This is a genomic window from Agromyces sp. NPDC057865 (assembly GCF_042796995.1).
GTDB lineage: Bacteria > Actinomycetota > Actinomycetes > Actinomycetales > Microbacteriaceae > Agromyces.
In genome coordinates, this window is the sequence record NZ_JBHVMJ010000001.1 from 1,216,375 (window position 1) to 1,238,126 (window position 21,752).

General features: G+C 71.5%; 18 protein-coding genes. 15 read left to right on the plus strand and 3 right to left on the minus strand.

Features of this window, described 5'->3' with window-relative positions; translation table 11 throughout:
- The first annotated feature begins 12 nt into the window (after positions 1-12).
- From ACFVN5_RS05740 to ACFVN5_RS05790, 11 genes are all read left to right on the plus strand, one after another.
- A complete protein-coding gene (locus ACFVN5_RS05740) occupies positions 13-1,698 on the plus strand; it encodes a PH domain-containing protein (protein ID WP_376953848.1) in 1,686 nt (561 codons plus the stop codon).
- Positions 1,688-2,446 carry a Rossmann-like and DUF2520 domain-containing protein gene (locus ACFVN5_RS05745; protein WP_376953849.1) on the plus strand — a complete coding sequence of 253 codons (759 nt, stop codon included), beginning with the start codon at positions 1,688-1,690 and terminating at the stop codon, positions 2,444-2,446. The genes ACFVN5_RS05740 and ACFVN5_RS05745 overlap by 11 nt, the downstream gene beginning before the upstream one ends.
- Positions 2,443-3,312, plus strand: coding sequence for a pantoate--beta-alanine ligase (gene panC / locus ACFVN5_RS05750; protein ID WP_376953850.1), 870 nt, complete (start codon positions 2,443-2,445; stop codon positions 3,310-3,312). Before ACFVN5_RS05745 ends, panC begins: the two co-directional genes overlap by 4 nt.
- Positions 3,313-3,474: 162 nt before the next feature.
- A complete protein-coding gene (lysS, locus tag ACFVN5_RS05755; protein ID WP_376953851.1) occupies positions 3,475-4,992 on the plus strand; it encodes a lysine--tRNA ligase in 1,518 nt (505 codons plus the stop codon).
- A 13-nt stretch (positions 4,993-5,005) separates the two neighbouring features.
- Positions 5,006-5,155 carry a hypothetical protein gene (locus ACFVN5_RS05760; protein ID WP_376953852.1) on the plus strand — a complete coding sequence of 50 codons (150 nt, stop codon included), beginning with the start codon at positions 5,006-5,008 and terminating at the stop codon, positions 5,153-5,155.
- 465 nt (positions 5,156-5,620) lie between these two features.
- Positions 5,621-6,415 carry a DeoR/GlpR family DNA-binding transcription regulator gene (locus tag ACFVN5_RS05765; protein WP_376953853.1) on the plus strand — a complete coding sequence of 265 codons (795 nt, stop codon included), beginning with the start codon at positions 5,621-5,623 and terminating at the stop codon, positions 6,413-6,415.
- Positions 6,412-7,398 carry a 1-phosphofructokinase family hexose kinase gene (locus tag ACFVN5_RS05770; protein WP_376953854.1) on the plus strand — a complete coding sequence of 329 codons (987 nt, stop codon included), beginning with the start codon at positions 6,412-6,414 and terminating at the stop codon, positions 7,396-7,398. The genes ACFVN5_RS05765 and ACFVN5_RS05770 overlap by 4 nt, the downstream gene beginning before the upstream one ends.
- Positions 7,399-7,408: 10 nt before the next feature.
- Positions 7,409-9,466: a fructose-specific PTS transporter subunit EIIC gene (locus ACFVN5_RS05775; protein WP_376953855.1), complete on the plus strand. Its 2,058-nt coding sequence runs from the start codon at positions 7,409-7,411 to the stop codon at positions 9,464-9,466.
- A gap of 154 nt (positions 9,467-9,620) precedes the next feature.
- Positions 9,621-9,797 carry a hypothetical protein gene (locus ACFVN5_RS05780; protein WP_376953857.1) on the plus strand — a complete coding sequence of 59 codons (177 nt, stop codon included), beginning with the start codon at positions 9,621-9,623 and terminating at the stop codon, positions 9,795-9,797.
- Between the two features lie 16 nt (positions 9,798-9,813).
- Positions 9,814-11,289: a cardiolipin synthase gene (gene cls / locus ACFVN5_RS05785; protein ID WP_376953858.1), complete on the plus strand. Its 1,476-nt coding sequence runs from the start codon at positions 9,814-9,816 to the stop codon at positions 11,287-11,289.
- A 391-nt stretch (positions 11,290-11,680) separates the two neighbouring features.
- On the plus strand, positions 11,681-14,266 hold the full coding sequence (locus ACFVN5_RS05790; RefSeq protein ID WP_376953859.1) for a M14 family zinc carboxypeptidase: 2,586 nt from the start codon (positions 11,681-11,683) through the stop codon (positions 14,264-14,266).
- A gap of 62 nt (positions 14,267-14,328) precedes the next feature.
- On the opposite strand, the gene ACFVN5_RS05795 is transcribed toward ACFVN5_RS05790, so the two are convergent.
- Both ACFVN5_RS05795 and ACFVN5_RS05800 read right to left on the minus strand, forming a co-directional pair.
- Positions 14,329-15,927, minus strand: a complete 1,599-nt coding sequence (locus ACFVN5_RS05795; RefSeq protein WP_376953860.1) for a hypothetical protein — start codon at positions 15,925-15,927, stop codon at positions 14,329-14,331.
- A complete protein-coding gene (locus ACFVN5_RS05800; protein ID WP_376953861.1) occupies positions 15,924-16,919 on the minus strand; it encodes a pirin family protein in 996 nt (331 codons plus the stop codon). The genes ACFVN5_RS05795 and ACFVN5_RS05800 overlap by 4 nt, the downstream gene beginning before the upstream one ends.
- Positions 16,920-17,014: 95 nt before the next feature.
- On the opposite strand from ACFVN5_RS05800, the gene ACFVN5_RS05805 reads away from it, so the two are divergent.
- The 4 genes from ACFVN5_RS05805 to ACFVN5_RS05820 all read left to right on the plus strand — a co-directional run bounded on the left by ACFVN5_RS05805 (position 17,015) and on the right by ACFVN5_RS05820 (position 21,540).
- Positions 17,015-17,518, plus strand: a complete 504-nt coding sequence (locus tag ACFVN5_RS05805; protein ID WP_376953862.1) for a hypothetical protein — start codon at positions 17,015-17,017, stop codon at positions 17,516-17,518.
- A gap of 203 nt (positions 17,519-17,721) precedes the next feature.
- A complete protein-coding gene (locus tag ACFVN5_RS05810; RefSeq protein WP_376953863.1) occupies positions 17,722-20,250 on the plus strand; it encodes an ATP-dependent Clp protease ATP-binding subunit in 2,529 nt (842 codons plus the stop codon).
- 66 nt (positions 20,251-20,316) lie between these two features.
- Complete coding sequence (locus ACFVN5_RS05815) at positions 20,317-20,820, plus strand: amino-acid N-acetyltransferase (protein WP_376953864.1); 504 nt, start codon at positions 20,317-20,319, stop codon at positions 20,818-20,820.
- A gap of 63 nt (positions 20,821-20,883) precedes the next feature.
- Entirely contained in the window at positions 20,884-21,540 is a 657-nt protein-coding gene (locus ACFVN5_RS05820) for a hypothetical protein (RefSeq protein WP_376953865.1), read from the plus strand.
- Between the two features lie 18 nt (positions 21,541-21,558).
- Here ACFVN5_RS05820 and ACFVN5_RS05825 read toward each other — a convergent pair whose 3' ends face one another.
- Entirely contained in the window at positions 21,559-21,744 is a 186-nt protein-coding gene (locus ACFVN5_RS05825; RefSeq protein ID WP_376953866.1) for a hypothetical protein, read from the minus strand.
- Positions 21,745-21,752 lie beyond the last annotated feature (8 nt).

Here is a 21,752-nt window from a genome sequence, read left to right on the forward strand (position 1 = left end):
GGGGAGCGCATCGTGACCGCACCCGTCCGGCCCCAGCCGGTGACGAACCTCGCCGACGGCGAGTGGCACCGGCTGCATCCGGCGAGCCCGCTGCTGCGCGGCGGCCTCGTGTTCATCGCCGTGCTCGGCTTCATCATCGCGAACCTGCGCGAGCGGCTCGTCGACATGTTCATCGTGATCTTCGCGCCCGACCTCGGCGACGACTTCGAGGGCGAGTTCGAGCGCTGGCAGGGCGACTGGGCGAACGACCCGATCGGCGGCATCGTCAACCGCGGCCTCGTGGGCTGGGCGATCGCGGGTGTCGCCGTCGTGATCGTCCTCGTCATCATCGGCTTCTGGCTGTCGTGGCGCATGCACACGTTCCGCGTCACGAACGAGGCGGTCGAGGTGCGCAGCGGCCTCCTGTTCCGGTCGCACCGCAGCGCCCGGCTCGACCGCATCCAGGGCATCAACGTGAACCGACCGGTGTTCGCCCGCCTCTTCGGCACCGCGAAGCTCGAGATCTCGGTCGCGGGCCAGTCGGGCAACGTGCAGCTCTCGTACCTCGGCTCCGCGCTCGCCGACGGCCTCCGCGCCGACGTGCTGCGGCTCGCGTCAGGCGCACGCGCCGAGAAGGCGGCCGCGCAGGCCGCGAAGGCGACGGATGCCCCGGGCACGATCGATGCCGCGGCCGCGCTGGGTGCGCCCGTGGCACCCGCACCCCCGGCCAACGGCCGCAGCGCGGTGTCGGCCGTGATCGGCCACCGCGTCGACGAGTTCCTCGCGCCAGAGCTCGACCCGAACCTCGCGCCGCCCGAGTCGGTGGTGCACCTGCCGTTCGGCCGCGTGATCGGCTCGACGCTGCTCGGCGGCTCGACGGTCTGGGCGATCATCCTCGTCGCGATCATCGTGATCGGCGTCTCGACGGGTCAGCTCTGGGTGCTCTTCTCGTTCGTGCCCGCAGCGATCGGTCTCGTCAGCTACCTCTGGTCGCGCATCACGAAGTCGCTGCGGTACTCGATCGCCGGCACGCCCGACGGCGTGCGCATCGGCCACGGACTGCTCTCGACGGGCAACCAGACGATCCCGCCGGGGCGCATCCACGCGATCGAGGCGCAGCAGTGGATCCTCTGGCGGCCGTTCGGCTGGTGGTCGATCCGCATCAACGTCGCCGGACAGTCCGTCAGCGCGGGCAACGACGCTGCTCAGCGCACGCTCGTGCTCCCCGTCGGCACCGTCGCCGACGTGCACCGCGTGCTCGCCCTGCTCCTGCCCGACGCCGCGGCATCCGTCGACGCGTTCGTCGACGCCGGCCTCATCGGACGCGACGGCGACGGGTTCTCCCGCACGCCCCGCCGTGCCGCCTGGCTGCGGCCGTTCTCGTGGCGGCGCATCGGCTGGAACGTGGTCGACGGCGTCGCGCTCATCCGCCGCGGCTGGCTGCTGCGCAGCCTCACCCTCGCGCCGCTCGCGCGCATGCAGTCGGTGGCCATCCACGTCGGTCCCGTGAAGCGGATGCTGCGGCTCGCCGCCGTGCGCATCCACACGGTCGCCGGGCCCGTGTACGCGACGCTCCCGGTCGCCGACCGCGAGAACGCCGACGGGCTGTTCGAGCGGCTCGCCGCCGAGGCCGTGGATCGCGCCGCGCGCGACACCTCCCACCACTGGGGCGCCGCCGGCGCCGTGACCGCGCGACCGGAGTCCGCCGATGCCCGCTGAACGATCCGGCCGACTCGGCGTCGGAGCGATCGGCGCCGGACGCGTGGGCGCCGTGCTCACCGCCGCGCTCGCCGGCGCCGGCCACGCCGTCACCGGCATCGCGGCCGTCTCCGAAGCGAGTCGCGAACGCGCCGCGGCGATGCTGCCCGCGGTGCCCGTCCTGCCGATCCCCGAGATCGTCGAGCGCAGCGAGCTCGTGCTGCTCGCGGTGCCCGAGCGCGAGCTCGAGGGACTCGTGTCGGGGCTTGCCGACGCCGGCGTCTGGCAGCCAGGCCAGCTCGTGCTGCACACCGCCGCGCGCTTCGGCACCGGCGTGCTCGATCCGGCGCGCCGTGCGGGCGCGATCCCGCTCGCGGTGCACCCCGCGATGGCGTTCACGGGCACGAGCATCGACCTCGCGCGTCTCGCCGGCACGTGGTTCGCCGTCACGGCGCCTGCGCCGGTGCTGCCCATCGGGCAGGCGCTCGTCGTCGAGATGGGCGGGGAGCCGTTCGTCGTGGCCGAGGCCGACCGCCCGGCCTACGCGGAGGCCATCGACACGGCGGCATCCTTCTCGAGCGCCATCGTCGACCAGGCGAGCGGACTGCTCGACGGCATCGGCGTCCCGCGCCCCGGCGCCGTGCTCGCTCCGCTCGTGCGGAGCGCCGTCGAGAACGCGCTCTCGCGGCACGACCCCGGGCCGTACCTCGACGGGACCGGTACGATCGACGAGGCCGGCACCGACCGGCCACTGGGAGGTGGCTCGTGACCGAGGCGGCTTCGGGCATCCGCACGGTGCCCACGATCGCGGAGCTCCGCGAGCTCGTCGCCCGGCGACGTGCAGCGGGTGCGCGCGTCGCGCTCGTGCCCACCATGGGCGCCCTCCACGACGGCCACTTCGCGCTCGTGCGACGCGCCCGCGAGCTCGCCGACCTCGTCGTCGTCTCGATCTTCGTGAATCCGCTGCAGTTCGGCGCCGGCGAGGACCTCGACCGCTACCCGCGCACCTTCGACGCCGACCTCGCGGCGCTCGACGCGCTCGGCGTCGACGCGGTCTTCGCCCCCGCCGTCGACGAGATGTACCCGAACGGGCGCGGCGGCACGACGGTGCAGGCCGGGCCGGTGGGCTCGCAGTACGAGGGCGCATCGCGCCCCGGGCACTTCGACGGCGTGCTCACCGTCGTCGCCAAGCTCTTCAACATCGCGCAGCCCGACGTCGCCCTGTTCGGCCAGAAGGACGCCCAGCAGGTGTTCCTCGTCACGCGCATGGTCGCCGAGCTCGACATGCCGCTGCGCGTCGAGGTCGTGCCGACCGTGCGCGAGCACGACGGACTTGCCCTCTCGAGCCGCAACCGCTACCTCGACGAGACCCAGCGGCAGGCCGCCCTCGTACTGGCCGAGTCGCTGCGGGCCGCGGATGCCGCGGCATTCGACGGCCCCTCTGAGCTGCTCGCCGAGGGCGTGGCGGCGTTCGGCGACCACGACGGCGTGAACCTCGACTACCTCGTCGTCGTCGATCCCGACACGTTCCTGCCCGTCGGCGAGGACTACCGCGGGCGGGCCCTCGTGCTCGTCGCCGCGATCGTCGGCTCGACGCGCCTCATCGACAACGCGTTCGTCGAGGTGGGCGGCTGAAGCCCGTCCCATCGGTCGTCGAGGAGCGCCGCCCACAGGGCGACGCGTATCGAGACGCGGCGACGACGGCATGAGACGCGTGACGACCCGCGGACCCATGAAGCGTGCAGCGACGGCTGAGTAGGCTTGGGCACGCACATTTCCGCGAACCGAGAGTGAACGATGGCCGAAACCACCACGGAAGCCGCAGCCGAGCCCACCGCCGAGGAGATCTCGGAGCAGAAGGCCGTGCGGCTCGCCAAGCGCGAGCGGCTCATCGCGGCATCCGACGACCTCGGACTCGGCGCGTACCCGGTGCGCCTGCCGATCACGGCGACCATCCCCGAGGTGCGCGACCGCTTCGTCGGCCTCGGCGTCGACGAGGCGAGCGGGCAGCAGGTCGGCCTCGCCGGCCGCATCGTCTACTCGCGCAACACCGGCAAGCTCTGCTTCGCGACCCTGCAGTCGGGCGACGGCAGCCGCATCCAGGCGATGGTGTCGCTCGCCGAGGTGGGCGAGGAGTCCCTCGCCGACTGGAAGGAGCTCGTCGACCTCGGCGACCACGTGTTCGTGTCGGGCGAGGTCATCACGAGCCGCCGCGGCGAGCTGTCGATCATGGTGAAGGACTGGCGCATCGCGTCGAAGGCGATCCTGCCGCTGCCGAACCTGCACAACGAGCTCTCCGAGGAGACCCGCGTGCGCAGCCGCTACCTCGACCTGATCGCGCGCGAGCGGGCCCGCCGCAACGTCGTCGACCGCGCCAAGGTGAACGCGAGCCTGCGCCGCACGTTCGACGCGCTCGGCTTCATCGAGGTCGAGACCCCCATGCTCCAGGTCATGCACGGTGGGGCATCCGCTCGCCCGTTCGTGACCCGCTCGAACGCGTTCGACACCGAGCTGTACCTGCGCATCGCGCCCGAGCTCTACCTCAAGCGCGCCGTCGTCGGCGGCATCGAGCGCGTGTACGAGATCAACCGCAACTTCCGCAACGAGGGCGCCGACTCCACCCACAGCCCCGAGTTCGCGATGCTCGAGGCCTACGAGGCCTACGGCGACTACAACACCATGGCGTCGCTCACCCAGCAGCTGATCCAGGATGCCGCGGTGGCCACGAGCGGCTCGCACGTCGTGACCTGGGCCGACGGCACCGAGTTCGACCTCGGCGGCGAGTGGGACCGCATCTCGATGTACGGCACGCTGTCGGAGGCGGTGGGGGAGGAGATCACCGCCGAGACCCCGATGTCGCGGCTCACGGAGCTCGCCGACGCCGAGGGCATCGAGATCGACCACCCGCTGCCCGGCAAGTACGTCGAGGAGCTGTGGGAGCACCACGTGAAGGGCTCCCTCGAGCGGCCGACGTTCGTCATGGACTTCCCGCTCGACACGTCGCCGCTGGTCCGCGCGCACCGGTCGATCCCCGGCGTCGTCGAGAAGTGGGACCTCTACGTGCGCGGCTTCGAGCTCGCCACGGGATACTCCGAGCTCGTCGACCCCGTCGTGCAGCGCGAGCGCTTCGTCGAGCAGGCGAAGCTCGCCGCGGGCGGCGACCCCGAGGCGATGCGCCTCGACGAGGAGTTCCTGCGGGCGCTCGAGTACGGCATGCCGCCGTCGGGCGGCATGGGCATGGGCATCGACCGCCTCCTCATGGCGGTCACCGGGCTCGGCATCCGCGAGACCATCCTCTTCCCCCTCGTCAAGTGAACGGATGCCGCGCATGAACGACTACCTCCCCAAGAAGGAACTCGAGCCCGACCCCGACCCGAGGCGCCCGTCGAACGCACGCATCGCGATCTGGATCGTCGTCGGCGCCATCGGCCTCTACCTGGTCGGTTCGGGCATCTGGGCCATCGTCACGGGCGGCTGACCCTCTCCGCGGGTTGAGGAGGCCCGCCAGGGCCGTCTCGAAACCCGTCCACGTGATGCGCCCGCGGGTTGAGGAGGCCCGCCAGGGCCGTCTCGAAACCCACTCGTTCAAACACGCGACCTCCCGAAGGCCCGATCCCGCGCGGATCGGGCCTTTGTCGTCGCTCGGCCACGGACGAGCACTCCTGCCGCCGGCCGCGAATGCAGGAAGAACTCTCCGACACGCTGCCTCGTGGCCGGCGACGCGCGGGACCGGCGCGGGTTCTTCCTGCAGTCGGCCCAGTTACGGGCGTCTGGAGCACGGCGCGAGCCGTCGCTGAAGGCCGACCCGCGTCATCCGGCTGAACAGAAATCTTCGAATGTGTTGCTTTCTGTTGGTTTGTGTGTGAATATTGCTCATAACACGTCGACGGCGACCCGATCGGCGGCGGAACCACAGGCAGACGCAGACCGGAGGACGGGCCGCATGTACGCGACGGAGCGACACCAGCAGATCGCCGACACGCTCGAGGTCGTCGGCCGCGTCTCCGTCGCGGGCCTCGCACGCGACTTCGGCGTCACGACCGAGACGATCCGCCGCGACCTCGATGCCCTCGAGGAGGCCGGCCGCCTCCGCCGAGTCCACGGCGGCGCGGTCCCCGCCGAGCAGTCGACCCTCGCCGAGACGTCGCTCGCCGAGCGCCTCGGCCGGAACGCCGCCGCGAAGGACGCGATCGCCAGGGCGGCGCTCGCCCTCATCCCCCCGACGTTCCGCGGTTCGGTGCTGATCGACTCCGGCAGCACCACGGGCCGGCTCGCCGAGCTCCTCGAGGAATGGGAGCCCGACGTGCCCGGCGCGACGCTCGACGTCTCCACGAACTCGATCCCGCTCGCCGCTCGCCTGCACAGCGCCGGCAACCCGCACCTCCAGCTGCGCAGCCTCGGCGGCGCGGTGCGCGGCATCACTGGCGCCGCCGTCGGCCCGACCACGATCGCCCAGCTCAGCGACATCCGCCCCGACCTCGCCTTCGTCGGCGCCAACGGCGTGAGCGCCGCGTTCGGTCTCTCGACGCCCGACGAGACCGAGGCCGCCGCGAAGGCCGCCATGGTGCACGCCGCCCGTCGCGTCGTCGTGCTCGCCGACTCGTCGAAGCTCGACGCCGAGTCCCTCGTGCGGTTCGCGTGCCTCGACGAGATCGACACGCTGATCACGGATGCCTCGGCGCCGCCCGCCCTCGCCGAGTCCCTCGCCGACGCCGACGTGCAGGTGGTGCTCGCATGATCGTCACGCTGACGGCCAACCCGTCGCTCGACCGCACCGTGGAGCTCGCCGAGGCGCTGGAGCCGGGCGCCGTGCAGCGCGCCACCAGCACGCGCCAGGACCCGGGCGGCAAGGGGGTCAACGTCACGCGGGCGCTGCGCGCATCGGGCGTCGACTCGATCGCCGTGCTGCCGGCCGGCGCGGGCGACGCATTCCTCGCCGCCCTCGACGCCGAGGGCGTGCCCCACCGCGCGGTGCCCATCGACGGGGCCGTGCGCACGAACCTCACCATCGTGGATGCCGCGGGCGTGACCACCAAGGTCAACGAGCCCGGCCCCGAGCTCGACGCCGACGCGCAGGAACGACTCGTCGAGGCGACCGCCGCGGCATCCGTCGGCGCCGACTGGCTGGTGCTCGCCGGCTCGCTCCCGCCCGGGGCACCCGACGACTTCTACGTGCGCGTCGTCGCGGCCGCCCGCGCGGCGGCCGACCGCAGCGGCGCTCCAGCACCGCGCATCGCGGTGGACACCTCGGGCGCCGCACTCGCCGCGCTCGTCGAGTCCGGCGTCGGCGTCGACCTCATCAAGCCCAACGCCGAGGAACTCGCCGAGCTCACCGACTCCTCGGACGAGGCCGCCCTCGAGTCCGGCCCCGAGGAGGCCATCGACCTCGCGCGCTCGATCCCCGTGGAGCGGGTCCGCGCGAGCCTCGTCACCCTCGGCGCCGAGGGCGCCGCCCTCGTGACCGAGGACCACGCCTGGTTCGCGCGGGCCCCCCGCGTCGTGCCGCGGAGCACCGTGGGGGCGGGCGACTGCTCGCTCGCGGGCTTCCTCGTCGCCGCCGTGGAGGGTGCGTCGCCCGCCGACGCGCTCGCCCGCGCCGTGGCCTCCGGCGCCGCCGCCGTCGCCCTCCCGGGCAGCGCGGTGCCCACCCGAGACCAGGTCGACCCGGCCCGGGTCGTCGTCACCGAGGTCGCCGCCCAGCCGGTCGGCGACCACCAGTAAGGAGAACCCCATGTCCGACATCATCGAACCGGGCCTGGTCGTGCTGGATGCCGACCTCGGGCCCGAGAAGTCCGGCGTGATCCGCGCGCTGGCCGCCCGGGTCGCCGAGAGCGGCCGCGCCACCGACGCCGAGGCCCTCTTCGCCGACGCGTGGAAGCGCGAGGAGCAGGCGCCCACCGGTCTCCCCGGCGGGATGGCCATCCCGCACGCGAAGTCGCCCGCGGTGAAGCAGGCCAGCCTCGCGGTCGCCCGCCTCGCGCGCCCCGTCGAGTTCGACGAGGGCGAGGACGCCGACCTCGTGTTCCTCATCGCGGCGCCCGACACCGCCGCGCAGGACCACCTCGCGCTCCTCAGCACGCTCGCCCGCTCGCTCATGAAGGAGGACTTCGTCGCCTCCCTGCGCAGCGCCGCCACGCCCGACGAGGTCGTCGGCATCGTGCAGGGTGCGCTCCGGGGCGACGACGAGCCGGCAGCGGATGCCGCGCCGGCCGCAGCTGCGGCAGCGACCACGGTCGCGGCGTCATCGGATGCCGGACCGACCGACGCCGGGGCATCCGATCGCCGTTCGATCGTGGCGGTGACCGCGTGCCCGACCGGCATCGCCCACACCTACATGGCCGCCGACGCGCTCGCCGCCGCGGCCGAGCGAGCGGGCGTCGAGTACCACGTCGAGACGCAGGGCTCCTCGGGCGCGAAGCCGCTCGACCCCGCCGTCATCGCCGCGGCCGACGCCGTCATCTTCGCGGTCGACGTCGACGTGCGCGACAAGGCGCGGTTCGCGGGCAAGCCGGTCGTACAGGTGCCCGTCAAGCGCGGCATCGACGAGCCCGACGCGCTCGTGGCGCAGGCGCTCGCCGCGGCATCCGACCCGAACGCCCCGCGCGTGCCCTCGGGCGGAGCGCCGACCGGCGCGACCACCGCCGTCGGCGGAGCGTCATTCGGCGCCAACCTCAAGCGGTGGCTCCTCACGGGCGTCAGCTACATGATCCCGTTCGTCGCGGCGGGCGGCCTGCTCATCGCGCTGGCCTTCCTGATCGGCGGCTACCAGGTCGGCGACAACGCCGCCGACGTGGTCCTCAACAACGCGCTGTGGAACCTGCCGCCGGGCGGCCTCTCCGAATACCTCGGATCGGTGCTGATCATCATCGGCTCCGCGTCCATGGCGTTCCTCGTGCCGGCGCTCGCCGGCTACATCGCCTATGCGATGGCGGATCGGCCGGGCATCGCACCCGGCTTCGTGGCCGGATCGGTGGCGCTCGTCCTGAACGCGGGATTCCTCGGCGGCCTCGTCGGCGGCCTGCTCGCCGGTGCCGCGGCCATGTGGCTCGGTCGGCTCCGCCCGCCGCGCTGGCTCGCGGGCCTCATGCCCGTGGTCATCATCCCGCTACTCGCGTCGCTGTTCTCATCGGGTCTGCTGCTGCTCATCCTCGGCGCTCCGATCGCGACGCTGATGGCCGGGCTCACCGACTGGCTGAACTCCCTCACGGGCGTCAGCGCGATCGCGCTCGGGGCCATCCTCGGCCTGATGATGGGCTTCGACCTCGGTGGTCCGGTCAACAAGGTGGCCTACGCGTTCGCGGTGACCGGTCTGGCCGCGGGGTCCGTCGAGAACCAGGCGCCCTGGATGATCATGGCCGCCGTCATGGCGGCGGGCATGGTGCCGCCGCTCGGCATGGCGCTCGCGTCGACGGTGCTCGCTCGCAACATGTTCACCGAGCCCGAGCGCGAGAACGGCGTCGCCGCGTGGCTGCTCGGCCTGTCGTTCATCTCCGAGGGTGCGATCCCGTTCGCGGCCGCCGACCCGCTCCGCGTGATCGCCTCGTCGATGGTCGGCGGTGCGACGGCCGGCGCCATCTGCATGGCGGCGGGGGTCACCTCGCAGGCGCCCCACGGCGGCATCTTCGTGTTCTTCGCGATCGGCAACTTCGGGATGTTCCTCGTCGCGATCCTCGCCGGCACGATCGTGATGGGCTTCCTCGTCGTCGCGCTGAAGCGCTGGGCGCGTCGGGCCCCGGTCGCGGTCGAGGAGGCCGCGCCGGTTCCCGCCACGGCGGTCGCCGCGGCCTGATCCCGAACCGCTCGCACGTCTCGGAACCCGTCCCCGCGTGGGGGCGGGTTCCGAGACGCGTTGGGCTCCGCCGGGCGCTCCACAACCCCGGAAGAGGCCTGTCGCGGCATCCGGTCGCACGAACCCGAGGAAACCCCCGTATCCTTGAAGGGCTATGGACGAATTCTGGGCGAATGCGATCTGGTCGCTGGCGCCGACCGTGCTCATCGGGCTGATCTTCTGGTTCGTGATGCGCGCGATCATCCGCGCCGACCGCGGCGAGCGCAAGGCGTACGCCCGCATCGAAGCCGAGGAGCGAGCCAAGCTCGGGCGCGAGCACCCGGCCGGCTGACGGAACGCCACGCCGGATGACGATCGACATCTCAGCGCCCGAGTTCGCGGCGTTCGTGGCCGGCGCGATCATCTTCGTCGACATCGTCATCCGCATCATCGCGGTCATCGTCGTGCCGCGGAACCGCCGCCCCACCGCGGGCATGGCGTGGCTGCTCGCCATCTTCTTCTTCCCGGTGCTCGGCGGCCTGGTCTTCCTGCTCATCGGCAATCCCAAGCTGCCCAAGCGGCGGCGTGAGAAGCAGGCGGAGGTCGACGAGTACATCCGCGAGTCCACGCACGGTGTCGAGCGCATCAGCGACAGCCGCACGTGGCCGACGTGGTTCGACGGCGTCGTGCGCCTCAACCGAACGCTGGGCGCCATGCCGCTCATCGGCTCGAACAGCGCCGGCCTGATCGGCGACTACCAGGGCTCGCTCGACGCGATGACCGAGGCGATCGAGCGGGCCCAGCGCTACGTCCACGTGGAGTTCTACATCTTCGCGTACGACCACACAACGGCCCGGTTCTTCGAAGCGCTCGGCGACGCCGTGGCCCGGGGCGTGGAGGTGCGCGTGCTCCTCGACCACATCGCCTCGATCCGGGTGAAGGGCTACCGCAAGACGCTCAAGCGCCTCGACGCGATGCAGGTGCGCTGGCACTTCATGCTGCCCGTGCAGCCGCTCAAGGGCCGCTACCAGCGTCCCGACCTGCGCAATCACCGCAAGATCCTCGTGGTCGACGGCGAGGTCGGCTTCATGGGCTCGCAGAACATCATCGACCGCTCCTACCACAAGCGCGCGAACATCCGCCGCGGCCTGAAGTGGAAGGAGCTCGTCGTCCGCGTCGAGGGACCGATCGTGTCGGGCCTCGAGGCGATCTTCGCCACCGACTGGTACCTCGAGACGGGCGAGGCGCCGATGCGTGAGATCGTGCCGCTCGGCCAGGAGGGGGAGGCGCAGGACCTCGACTGCCAGGTGGTGCCGAGCGGGCCCGGCTACACGAACGAGAACAACCTCAAGCTCTTCCTCGCGCTCATGTACGCGGCGCGCGAGCGCATCATCCTGACGAGCCCGTACTTCGTGCCCGACGAGGCGATGCTGCGTGCGATCAGCGGCGCCACGCAGCGCGGCGTGCACGTGGAGCTCTTCGTGTCGGAGATCGGCGACCAGGCGCTCGTGTACCACGCGCAGCGCTCGTACTACGAGGCGCTGCTGCGGGCCGGCGTGCGGATCTACCTCTACAAGGCGCCGTACATCCTGCACTCGAAGCACTTCTCCGTCGACGACGACGTCGCGGTCATCGGCTCCTCGAACATGGACATCCGCTCCTTCGAGCTCAACATGGAGGTGTCGCTGCTGGTGCGCGGCGCCTCGTTCGTGCGCGACATGCGCGCCGTCGAGAACGGCTACCGCGAGAACAGCCGCGAGCTCACGCTCGACGAGTGGCTGACGCAGCCGCTGCGCTCGACCGTGCTCGACAACCTCGCCCGGCTCACCTCCGCGCTGCAGTAGCCGGGGTCGACGGATGCCGCGCCCGGCGCGCTCCGACACACGCGCGCAATGCGCCCCCACGTAGCCTCGACACGACGGCGCAGGTCGAGCGGGGTGCAGGAACCCGTGCTCCCGGCGCCATGGCGTGCTGCGCCGGGACGGGCACGATCGCACGAAACTCGCAACAATCTTGATGCACACGCAACGAATCGGTCTGGAATGCGCTTCACGCCGCATGCCAGAGTGGCATCACACCCGAATGACGCAGCATTGCACTAGCCGGTGCTGCGTCACACACGCCCGCCCCGCCTACCGGCGACGGCGGGCGCGCTCCACCCCTCCCGACGCACATCCGACTGACGCAACGCACGCAACATACGCAACGCAGAAGACCACGCAGAAACGGAGCACCATGTCGTTCCAACGCCTCCTCGCAGGCACGGGCATCACGGCGGTCGTCGCCGCGACGCTCGTCGCAGGTGCGGCGCCGGCGAATGCGGTCGAGGCCCTGTCGGCCCCGCCCATCGCCACGCCGATCTCCTCGCTCGTCGTCCCGCCCACGAGCTACCCGTCGCAGCCGCTGCTGCCGACCGTCCCCGACGATCCGACCGACGCGTCCATCGCCCGCGGCGTGACGCCGTACGACGAGATCGCGCCGTTCCTCAACTCGCTCATGGCGAAGAGCGACCGCATCTCGGCGCAGGTCGTCGGGCAGTCGACGCACGGCCGCGACATCCACCTGGTCACCCTCACCGCGAAGGAGACGAAGGCGCAGACCGCCAAGCAGAAGGAGTTCCGCGAGCTCATCAAGCGGGACCCTGTGGCGGCGGCGAAGAACCGGCCCCTGCAGAACCAGTACAAGGTGCCGATCTGGTTCAACGGCAACATCCACGGCAACGAGTGGGAGGGCACCGACGGCATCCTCGACTACATCGAGTACCTCGCCACCGCGCCGTGGCCCGAGGTGCGCGACCTGCTCCAGGACTACCGGTTCTACTTCACGGTCACGAACAACCCCGACGGCCGTGCGCTCGGACAGCGTGCGAACGCCGACGGCTTCGACATCAACCGCGACATGATCACCGGCGCCACGCCGGAGTCCCGCATCGTGCGCGACCTGTCGAGCGTCATCCAGCCGACGTTCTTCATCGACCTGCACGGCTACACCAACGTGCTGCAGATCGAGCCGTGCGGTCCGCCCCACGGCGAGAACTACGAGTACGACCTGTTCCTGCCGCACGCGTACGCCGCGGCCCTCGAGATCGAGCAGGCCGTCGTCGACGCGAACATCCCGGGCAACACGTACCTCGACCGGACCACCGGCCAGGTCACGCAGACGAACACCGGCAACATCCGGATCCCGTACCGCGACATCCGCTCCGGCTGGGACGACTGGCCCCCCATCTTCACGCCGCAGTACGTCGCCTACCAGGGCGCGATCACGAACACCGTGGAGCTCCCGCTCGGACGCACGAACAACCAGCAGACGAACCAGGCCAACTCGAAGGTCAACATCGAGGTCGCCGGCGTCGTGATCGAGACCGCGGTCGACTACGTGGCCGACCACGCCGACGCGCTGCTCGCGAACCAGATCGAGATCTTCCGCCGTGGCACGGCGGGCGAGCCGCTCCGGGTCACGCCGGCCGACGTCGACCCGGCGACCGTGCCGGCGCCGAACGAGTGGGCCGAGATCTGGGACGAGACCGACGTCTACAGCGCCGAGTTCCCCCGCGCCTACGTGATCCCGGTCGACGAGACGCAGCGTTCGGTGACGGATGCCGCGACCCTCGTCGACCAGCTCATCGCGAACGGCGTCGAGGTCTCGCGAGCCACGACCGGCTTCACGGCCGGCGGCGTGGACTACGCCGCGGGCTCGTACGTGGTCGACATGCACCAGCCGCTGCGCGGCATGGCCAACGTGCTGCTCGCCGACGGCTCGGACATCTCGAACCGCGTGCCCGACATGTACGACATCTCGGCCTGGAGCCTCGCGCTCCTCTGGGGCGCCGACGTCGAGGCGGTCGGTTCGACGACCGACGGCCCGCTCGGCGTCGTGCTCGAGTCCGTCTCCGAGGCCGCGCCCACGGGCTCGGTGCCGGCGCAGGGCTCGTACCTCGAGCTCGCCACGAGCGGCGTCGCCGAGTACCAGGCGATCAACGCGCTGCTCGACGACGGCATCCCGGTATCGGCCTTCGAGGACGGCTCGGTCATCCTCGGCTCCGACGCGGCGTCGTACGCCGCGGCGAGCGACGTGGCCGACGAGTACGGCGTCGCGTTCACCGCGTCCGACGGCTCGCGCCTCGCGACCGAGGAGAGCACCGGCCTCGACGAGCTCACCGTCGCCTACTCGGGCAGCCAGGACGAGCGCATCTCGCTCGGCAAGCTCGGCTTCGACGACCTGAGGCAGGTCACCTCGGCGAACCTCACGAGCGGCCAGGTGCAGCTCGACGACGTCGACGTGCTCTGGATCGGCGCGAACCTCTCGTTCACCGGCAGCCAGGCCGCCGGACGCGCGGAGGTGACCGAGTACCTCGCGACGGGCAAGGGCGTCGCGGGCAAGGGAACGGCGGTCGCGGCCTTCGCGAACACGTTCGGACTCGTGAGCTCGACGGCGACGCAGGGCACCAGCGGCTCGAACGGCATCGTGTCGGTCGAGAACCCCGACGGCGGCCTGCTGTCGACCTACCCGCAGGACACGGCGTTCGTCTACCCCGCGGTCTGGTACACCGGCCTCGGCGCGAACGCGGTCGTCGAGCAACGCTACGCCACCGACGGCACGTTCATCTCGGGCCACTGGGCGGCCACGCAGGCCGGGCGGTCCATCGCGGATGCCGCGGGCAAGGCCTCGGTCGTCTCGGCCGAGTCCGCGGCGGGGTCGAAGGTGCTCATGTTCGGCACGTCGCTGAACTTCCGCACCCACCCGGTCGGCGGTTTCAGCCAGATGGCGCGCGGCCTCTTCTGGGCCGGCACCGAGGGCGCCGAGGTGCCCGCACCGTAGTCGGCGGATGCCGCAGCACGGCGCCGGCCGGGACCCTCCCGGCCGGCGCCGTCCCATGCGGGTCAGGGAGCGGGTCGGCAGGAGGTGCGAAGGAGGCGGACGGCGCCGTAGTGGCCGGCGTCGCGGTCGTCGAGATCGGCCACGCAGGTGGCGAGCGCCGGATCCACCTGGGCGAGCTGCGCGTCGGTGAGGTCGTGGATCGTCACCGTCCAGACGTTCTCGTCGCCGATGGTGGCAGCTGCGTCCGACGTGGTGCGCAGGGGTGCGACGCTCGTGATCCGGCGCACCTCGAGGGTCGGCTGCGTGCCGTCGGGGAGGCGGTCGATGAGCTCGGCACGGTGGCGCGGATCGCCGGCCGAGGTCGCGAACCCCCATGCGACGCCGCCCTGCTCGTAGGGCTGCGCCACCAGCACGAGGTCGCCGGGCTCGGCGCGCGAGGCGAGGTCGGCGACGAGCGCGGGGAAGTCGTCACCGCGAGGAGGCGGCGCGACGACGCGGACCGCCGCCGCGCTCGCGGAGACGGCGAGGAGCCCGATCGCGGCGACGCCGGCGACGATCGCGATCGATCGCCGGGCCGTGAGGGCCGCGGCGACGGCGGCCGCGATCACGAGCGCGGAGCCGAGGGCCGACCAGAGCAGGTATCGCGTCGCGAGGATCGGGGTCACGGTCAGCGACGCGACGAACAGCAGCGCCCACGGCGCGACGGCGAGGGCGGCCGAGAACAGCACGGGCCGCACGCGGGATGCGCGGCCGACCGTCCCAGCATCCGCGCTCGCCGCGTCGGGCGCGGTGATCGCCGCCCGGAGCGCCGCTGCCGCCGCGAGGGCGAGCGTGATGAGCGCGACACCGTCGAGCAGGACGGCGACGTCGAGCGTCAGGCCGACGGCGCGCGCCAGCTCGGCGAGCGCCGAGCGCAGGTCAGGCGTGCCGAGCCAGGCGAGCTGGCCGCGATGGCCCGAGCCCAGCAGGAGGAGCCCGATCGTGATGAGGCCGGCGGGCACGCTCGCCACCATCCAGGCGCGGGCGCTCGACCGGTACCGACCGATCAGGAGCAGCGCGGTCAGGGCTATGGCGATCGCCGCGAGCACGTGCGCCGCGACGGCGGCGCACGCCGCGAGTGCATAGCCGATCCAGGTCCGCCGGCGCCCACCCGCGGCGGCCGCGTCGGCGGCCAGCACCGCGAACGCGACGAACAGCACCGCGAGGGCGTAGGGGCGAGCGGATGCCGCGGCGGTCACCGCCGCGCCGTTCGTCGCGAGCGCAATACCTGCGGCGAGCCCGGCCCAGGACCCCCACCAGCGCAGCGCGACGAGCGACACGACCGCGGCCGATCCGGCGAACGCGAGCAGCGACGGGATCCGCAGCCCGACGTCGGGCCCGAGCACGGGCATGAGCGCGTGCGCGAGGACGTAGTACGGCGCGAGCACGCCGTCGACGTGCTCCACCGCGCTCAGGAGGTCGCCGAACCGGAGGCTCGCGTACATCGACGTCGCGAACTCGTCGCGCCAGAACGGCAGCTGCAGCGACCGGATGCCGGCGAGCACGAGGGCGAGCACGGCGGGCACCAGGACGGCGACGGGACGGGGCAGGGCGCGGTGGAGGCGTCGCCGATCGAGGCGGCGTTCCGCGGACGGGAGCGCCGCTTCGCGAGTGGTCGTCACGACCGCGGCTTCAGCCGCACGGTCGGCAGCTCGGGCGCGGGGAGCGGCGACCCGTCGTACCCCTGCACGGTGCCGAACCGGCCGTCGGGGTTGTCGCGGCCGATGACGTCGGCCTGCCACTGCCGCCGGAAGTCGACGATCTCGTCGTGCGTGCGGCCGATGAAGTTCCACCACATGACGATCGGCTCGCCGAACGGCATGCCGCCGAGGAGCAGCACGCGCACGGGAGCATCGCCGGCGGCGAGCTCGAGGCGGTGGCGACCGGGCTCCACGTAGGCCAGCTCCGAGCGGGCGACGTCCGTCTCGGCATCCGTGCCGTCGACTCGGATCGACACCGGCCCCGCATCGACGAGCACGCCGTGTTCGAACGTCGGCTCGAGGTCGAGCGCCGCGCGCCCGCCCGCGGGGAGGTCGACCTGCGCGCCGAGGAGCTCGGAGAAGACGGTGACGTCGGCGTCGAGGCCGGCGAGCGATCCGACGAAGACCCGCACGGTCGCGTCGTCGACGATCGTCGCCTCGGTCTCGGCGTGCTCGAAGAACGGCCCGATCTGCCGGGATGCCTCGGGGAGCGCGACCCAGAGCTGCACGCCGTGCAGGGTCGTCGTGCCCGGCGTCGACACCTCGGAGTGCGAGATGCCGCGCCCCGCCGTCATGAGGTTCACGCCGCCCGGCCGCACGAGCTCGTGGCTGCCGGCGCTGTCGCGGTGCTCGATCTCGCCCTCGAACAGCCAACTCACCGTCTGCAGCCCGGTGTGCGGATGCGGCGGCACGACCATGCCCCCGGTCTCGGCGACGTCATCGGGGCCGTAGTGGTCGGCGAAGCACCACGCGCCGATCGTCGTGCGACCGCGCTGGGGGAGCGTGCGACGCACGTTCATCGCGCGCGGACCGCCGAGCGGCACGTCGCGCGGGGCGAGCACCTGCACGATCGGACCGGCCGGCTCGTCGGGCGGGCACAGCAGCTCCACCGGGTCGCGCTCGAGGTTGCTCATGTCGGCATGCTACCCGCGCGCCACGACGCCGGACCCGGCCGAACGAAGTCCCGACGCGCCGCCGAATCGAGCCCTCCGCCCGCTAGCATGGCGGCATGGCTCCCTCCGTGCGTGTTCGTCGGGTCGGTTTCGCAGCAGTGGCGCTCGCGTCCGTGTTCCTGCTTTCAGCGTGCAACCCGTCGGGCAACGCGGCAGAGAACTTCTCCGGACTGCCGGTCGCCTCCGAGGCGGAGCCGATCGACGTCGACCCCGAGTCGGGCGGCGAGACCGACGACGTCTCCGAGGAGGAGACCGAGGGCCCGACGTTCGAGGAGTCCGACCAGCCGCAGGTCGCGTGGTGGGAGCAGGGCGGCCAGATCGCCCTCGTGATCTACGGCAGCTCGAGCTGCCCGTCGGTCGGCAAGGAGATCCACGTGCTCGAGCCGGCCGGCGAGGGCAACCGCGTCGCCATCGACCTCGTGCAGCGCCCTGAGAACGAGATCTGCACCATGGACTTCGTGCCGCACACCACGATCTTCTGGACCCCCGTCGAGGTGACCACGACCGAGCCCCTCGTCGTCGAGGTGGCCGGCTACGAGGTCGAGATCCCGATCAAGTAGCGCCCGATCCGGCCCTGCGCATCCGGCGATCGGGCCGGTCGCCTCCGCGCGCACGGCGGTGCGCGGCATCCGGCTGCCCCCGATGTCACGGGGTGTCAACGCGCTGCGCCCACGGCGAACATGGGAGCGCGCGGCATCCGCGGTGTCTACGCTCGTTGTATCGGAGCCCCCTAACCTGAAGCCGGCGCCGTGAGGAGTTGAGGATGTTCGAGAGATTCACCGACCGAGCCCGCCGTGTCGTCGTCTTGGCGCAAGAAGAAGCCAAGATGCTGAACCACAACTACATCGGCACGGAGCACATCCTGCTCGGGCTCATCCACGAGGGTGAGGGCGTCGCAGCGAAGGCGCTCGAGTCGCTCGGCATCTCGCTCGACGCCGTACGCGAGCAGGTGCAGGACATCATCGGGCAGGGTCAGCAGCAGCCGACGGGCCACATCCCGTTCACGCCGCGCGCCAAGAAGGTGCTCGAGCTCTCGCTGCGCGAGGCGCTGCAGCTCGGCCACAACTACATCGGCACCGAGCACATCCTGCTCGGCCTCATCCGCGAGGGCGAGGGCGTCGCCGCCCAGGTGCTCGTGAAGCTGGGCGCCGACCTCAACCGCGTGCGCCAGCAGGTCATCCAACTCCTCTCGGGCTACCAGGGCAAGGAGCAGGTCCAGGTCGGTGCGAACGACCAGGCCCAGCCGCAGGGCGGTTCGCAGATCCTCGACCAGTTCGGCCGCAACCTCACGCAGGCCGCGCGCGAGTCGAAGCTCGACCCGGTCATCGGCCGCGAGAAGGAGATCGAGCGGGTCATGCAGATCCTCTCCCGCCGGTCGAAGAACAACCCCGTGCTGATCGGCGAGCCCGGCGTCGGCAAGACCGCCGTCGTCGAGGGCCTCGCGCAGGCGATCGTGAAGAACGAGGTCCCCGAGACGCTGAAGGACAAGCAGCTCTACTCGCTCGACCTCGGCTCGCTCATCGCGGGCAGCCGCTACCGCGGTGACTTCGAGGAGCGCCTGAAGAAGGTCACCAAGGAGATCCGCACGCGCGGCGACATCATCGTCTTCATCGACGAGATCCACACCCTGGTGGGTGCGGGCGCCGCCGAGGGCGCGATCGACGCGGCCTCGATCCTCAAGCCGCTGCTCGCTCGCGGCGAGCTGCAGACCATCGGCGCCACGACGCTCGACGAGTACCGCAAGCACTTCGAGAAGGACGCAGCGCTCGAGCGCCGCTTCCAGCCGATCCAGGTGCAGGAGCCCTCGCTGCCGCACGCGATCAACATCCTCAAGGGCCTGCGCGACCGCTACGAGGCGCACCACAAGGTCTCGATCACCGACGGCGCGATCGTCGCGGCGGCGAACCTCGCCGACCGCTACATCAGCGACCGCTTCCTCCCCGACAAGGCCATCGACCTGATCGACGAGGCCGGCGCCCGCCTGCGCTTGTCGATCCTGTCGTCGCCGCCCGAGCTGCGCGAGTTCGACGAGAAGATCGCCGAGGTCCGCGCCGCGAAGGAGACCGCGATCGAGGAGCAGGACTTCGAGAAGGCCGCCTCCCTGCGCGACGAGGAGAAGCAGCTGCTCGGTGAGCGCCTCCGCCTCGAGAAGCAGTGGAAGTCGGGCGACGTGAAGACCACCGCGGTCGTCGACGAGGGCCTGATCGCCGAGGTGCTCGCACAGGCCACCGGCATCCCCGTCTTCAAGCTGACGGAGGAGGAGTCGAGCCGGCTCGTCTTCATGGAGAAGGCGCTGCACGAGCGCGTCATCGGCCAGGAGGAGGCGATCTCCGCCCTGTCGAAGACCATCCGCCGCACGCGCGCCGGCCTCAAGGACCCGAAGCGTCCCTCGGGCTCGTTCATCTTCGCCGGCCCCACCGGCGTCGGAAAGACCGAGCTCGCCAAGGCGCTCGCCGAGTTCCTGTTCGACGACGAGGCGGCGATGATCTCGCTCGACATGTCGGAGTACGGCGAGAAGCACACGGTCTCGCGCCTGTTCGGCGCCCCTCCCGGCTTCGTCGGCTTCGAGGAGGGCGGCCAGCTCACCGAGAAGGTGCGTCGCAAGCCGTTCTCGGTCGTGCTCTTCGACGAGATCGAGAAGGCCCACCCCGACATCTTCAACTCGCTCCTCCAGATCCTGGAGGAGGGCCGCCTCACCGACGGCCAGGGTCGCGTCGTGGACTTCAAGAACACCGTGATCATCATGACCACGAACCTCGGCACGAAGGACATCTCGACCGGTCCCGTCGGCTTCCAGCTCGAGGGCGACCCGCGCACGGGCTACGACCTCATGCGCGGCAAGGTGAACGAGGAGCTGAAGAAGCACTTCAAGCCCGAGTTCCTGAACCGCGTCGACGAGATCATCGTGTTCCCGCAGCTCACCAAGGACGAGCTGCTGCAGATCGTCGACCTCTTCATCAAGCGACTCGGCGACCGCATGCTCGACCGCGACATGACGGTGGAGCTCACGCTCGCCGCCAAGGAGCGCCTGATCGAGGTCGGCTTCGACCCGGCGCTCGGCGCCCGGCCGCTGCGCCGCGCGGTGCAGCACGAGGTGGAGGACCGCCTGTCGGAGAAGATCCTGCACGGCGAGCTCAACTCGGGCGATCACGTGCTGGTCGACTACCGCGACGGCGAGTTCGTGATGACCACGACGCAGCGGGCGCTGCCCGTCGGCGTGGGCGTGAACTCCGGCGCCGCGATCGGCACGGGTCCCGTGAGCCCCGATCTCGCGGCCGCGTCGGGCGACTGACCGAACGACACGAAGAGGGCGGATGCTGCGGCATCCGCCCTCTTCGCATGCGCCTACGATGATCGGATGACCGACTACACGGTGCGCCGGGCGCGCACCAGCGACGTGCCGAAGATCCTCGCCCTCGTGGAGCCGCTCGTCGCCCGACGCATCCTGCTCGGCAAGGAGCGCGTCGACCTCTACGGGTCGGTCCAGGAGTTCCGCGTCGCGGAGACCCATGACGGACGGCTCGTCGGCGCGGGCGCGCTGCACGTCATGTGGGAGGACCTCGGCGAGGTGCGGACGCTCGCCGTCGACGACGAGTGGCTCGGCCACGGCGTCGGCCACGCCCTGCTCGCGGCGCTCGAGGACGACGCCGTCGAGCTCGGGCTGAGCCGCCTGTTCTGCCTCACGTTCGAGGTGGAGTTCTTCGGCCGCCACGGCTTCGAGGACATGGGCGCCGAGACGGTCGACCCCGAGGTGTACGGCGAGCTCGTGCGCTCGCACGACGAGGGGGTCGCCGAGTTCCTCGACCTCGCCCGCGTGAAGCAGAACACGCTCGGCAACACCCGCATGCTGAAGCGCTTCTGAGCAGGCGCCCGGCGCGCCGCGCGGCTCCCGGAGCGGACGGCCCCGCGGTCGTACCCTGTGGGCATGTCGACGAATCCCGCATCGGCGCGGCGGCATCCACCGCACGTGTACCGGCGTCGTCGGCTCATGGTGCTGCTGGGGCTCGTCGCGGTGATCGTCGCGGTCGTCCTCATCATCGTGCGCCCGGGCGCCAGCCAGGGCGATGAACCGGATGCCGCGGCGCAGGGCAGCACCCCGTCACCGACACCCCGCGCGACCGAGGTGGCGACACCCCCGCCGACCGTCATCCCCACCGAGCCCACGGATGCCGACGGCGCCCGCTGCAAGGAAGGCGCGCTCCTCGTCGAGGCCGTGACCGACAAGTCGGTGTACGAGGCGGGGGAGCAGCCGGCGCTCTCGGTGACGATCACGAACATCGGCAAGAACGTGTGCGTCATCAACGCCGGGACGAAGGCGCAGGTCTTCACCATCACGAGCGGCACCGAGGTCTACTGGCGCTCGACCGACTGCCAGGTGGACCCGGTCGACGCCGAGGTGTCGCTGACGCCCGGCACGCCGATCAGCTCGAGCGTGCCGATCGTCTGGGACCGTACGCGGTCGAGCGTCGAGACGTGCCAGGGTCCGCGCGAAGCGGTGCCGGCGGGTGGCGCGTCGTACCACTTGGCGGTGACGGTCGACGGCTTCGCGTCGGAGTCGACGAAGCAGTTCCAGCTCTACTGAGCCGATGTCGGCGTCGCGCTACTCGTCGGGCGTCTGCGAGCTGTCGACCGAGGCCGTGCGCTGCACGCCACCGAGGGGGGCGATGTCGGCGTCGGCAGACCAGAGCACGATCCCGATCACGAGCGCCACCACTGCGAGCATCAGCAGCGTGATGATCCCGCCGAGGATCCGATCGTCGTCGAGTGCGCCCTTGACCATGCCCATGCTTCGAC

Bases quoted from the DNA above. Each gene is read 5' to 3' on its own strand.
- ACFVN5_RS05765 (WP_376953853.1), top strand. From the start codon at position 5,621: ATGTACGCGACGGAGCGACACCAGCAGATCGCCGACACGCTCGAGGTC.
- ACFVN5_RS05805 (WP_376953862.1), top strand. From the start codon at position 17,015: ATGGCTCCCTCCGTGCGTGTTCGTCGGGTCGGTTTCGCAGCAGTGGCG.
- lysS (WP_376953851.1), top strand. From the start codon at position 3,475: ATGGCCGAAACCACCACGGAAGCCGCAGCCGAGCCCACCGCCGAGGAG.
- ACFVN5_RS05775 (WP_376953855.1), top strand. From the start codon at position 7,409: ATGTCCGACATCATCGAACCGGGCCTGGTCGTGCTGGATGCCGACCTC.
- ACFVN5_RS05825 (WP_376953866.1), bottom strand. From the start codon at position 21,744: ATGGGCATGGTCAAGGGCGCACTCGACGACGATCGGATCCTCGGCGGG.
- cls (WP_376953858.1), top strand. From the start codon at position 9,814: ATGACGATCGACATCTCAGCGCCCGAGTTCGCGGCGTTCGTGGCCGGC.
- ACFVN5_RS05810 (WP_376953863.1), top strand. From the start codon at position 17,722: ATGTTCGAGAGATTCACCGACCGAGCCCGCCGTGTCGTCGTCTTGGCG.
- ACFVN5_RS05760 (WP_376953852.1), top strand. From the start codon at position 5,006: ATGAACGACTACCTCCCCAAGAAGGAACTCGAGCCCGACCCCGACCCG.
- ACFVN5_RS05815 (WP_376953864.1), top strand. From the start codon at position 20,317: ATGACCGACTACACGGTGCGCCGGGCGCGCACCAGCGACGTGCCGAAG.
- ACFVN5_RS05800 (WP_376953861.1), bottom strand. From the start codon at position 16,919: ATGAGCAACCTCGAGCGCGACCCGGTGGAGCTGCTGTGCCCGCCCGAC.
- ACFVN5_RS05780 (WP_376953857.1), top strand. From the start codon at position 9,621: ATGGACGAATTCTGGGCGAATGCGATCTGGTCGCTGGCGCCGACCGTG.
- ACFVN5_RS05790 (WP_376953859.1), top strand. From the start codon at position 11,681: ATGTCGTTCCAACGCCTCCTCGCAGGCACGGGCATCACGGCGGTCGTC.
- ACFVN5_RS05820 (WP_376953865.1), top strand. From the start codon at position 20,884: ATGTCGACGAATCCCGCATCGGCGCGGCGGCATCCACCGCACGTGTAC.
- ACFVN5_RS05745 (WP_376953849.1), top strand. From the start codon at position 1,688: ATGCCCGCTGAACGATCCGGCCGACTCGGCGTCGGAGCGATCGGCGCC.
- ACFVN5_RS05770 (WP_376953854.1), top strand. From the start codon at position 6,412: ATGATCGTCACGCTGACGGCCAACCCGTCGCTCGACCGCACCGTGGAG.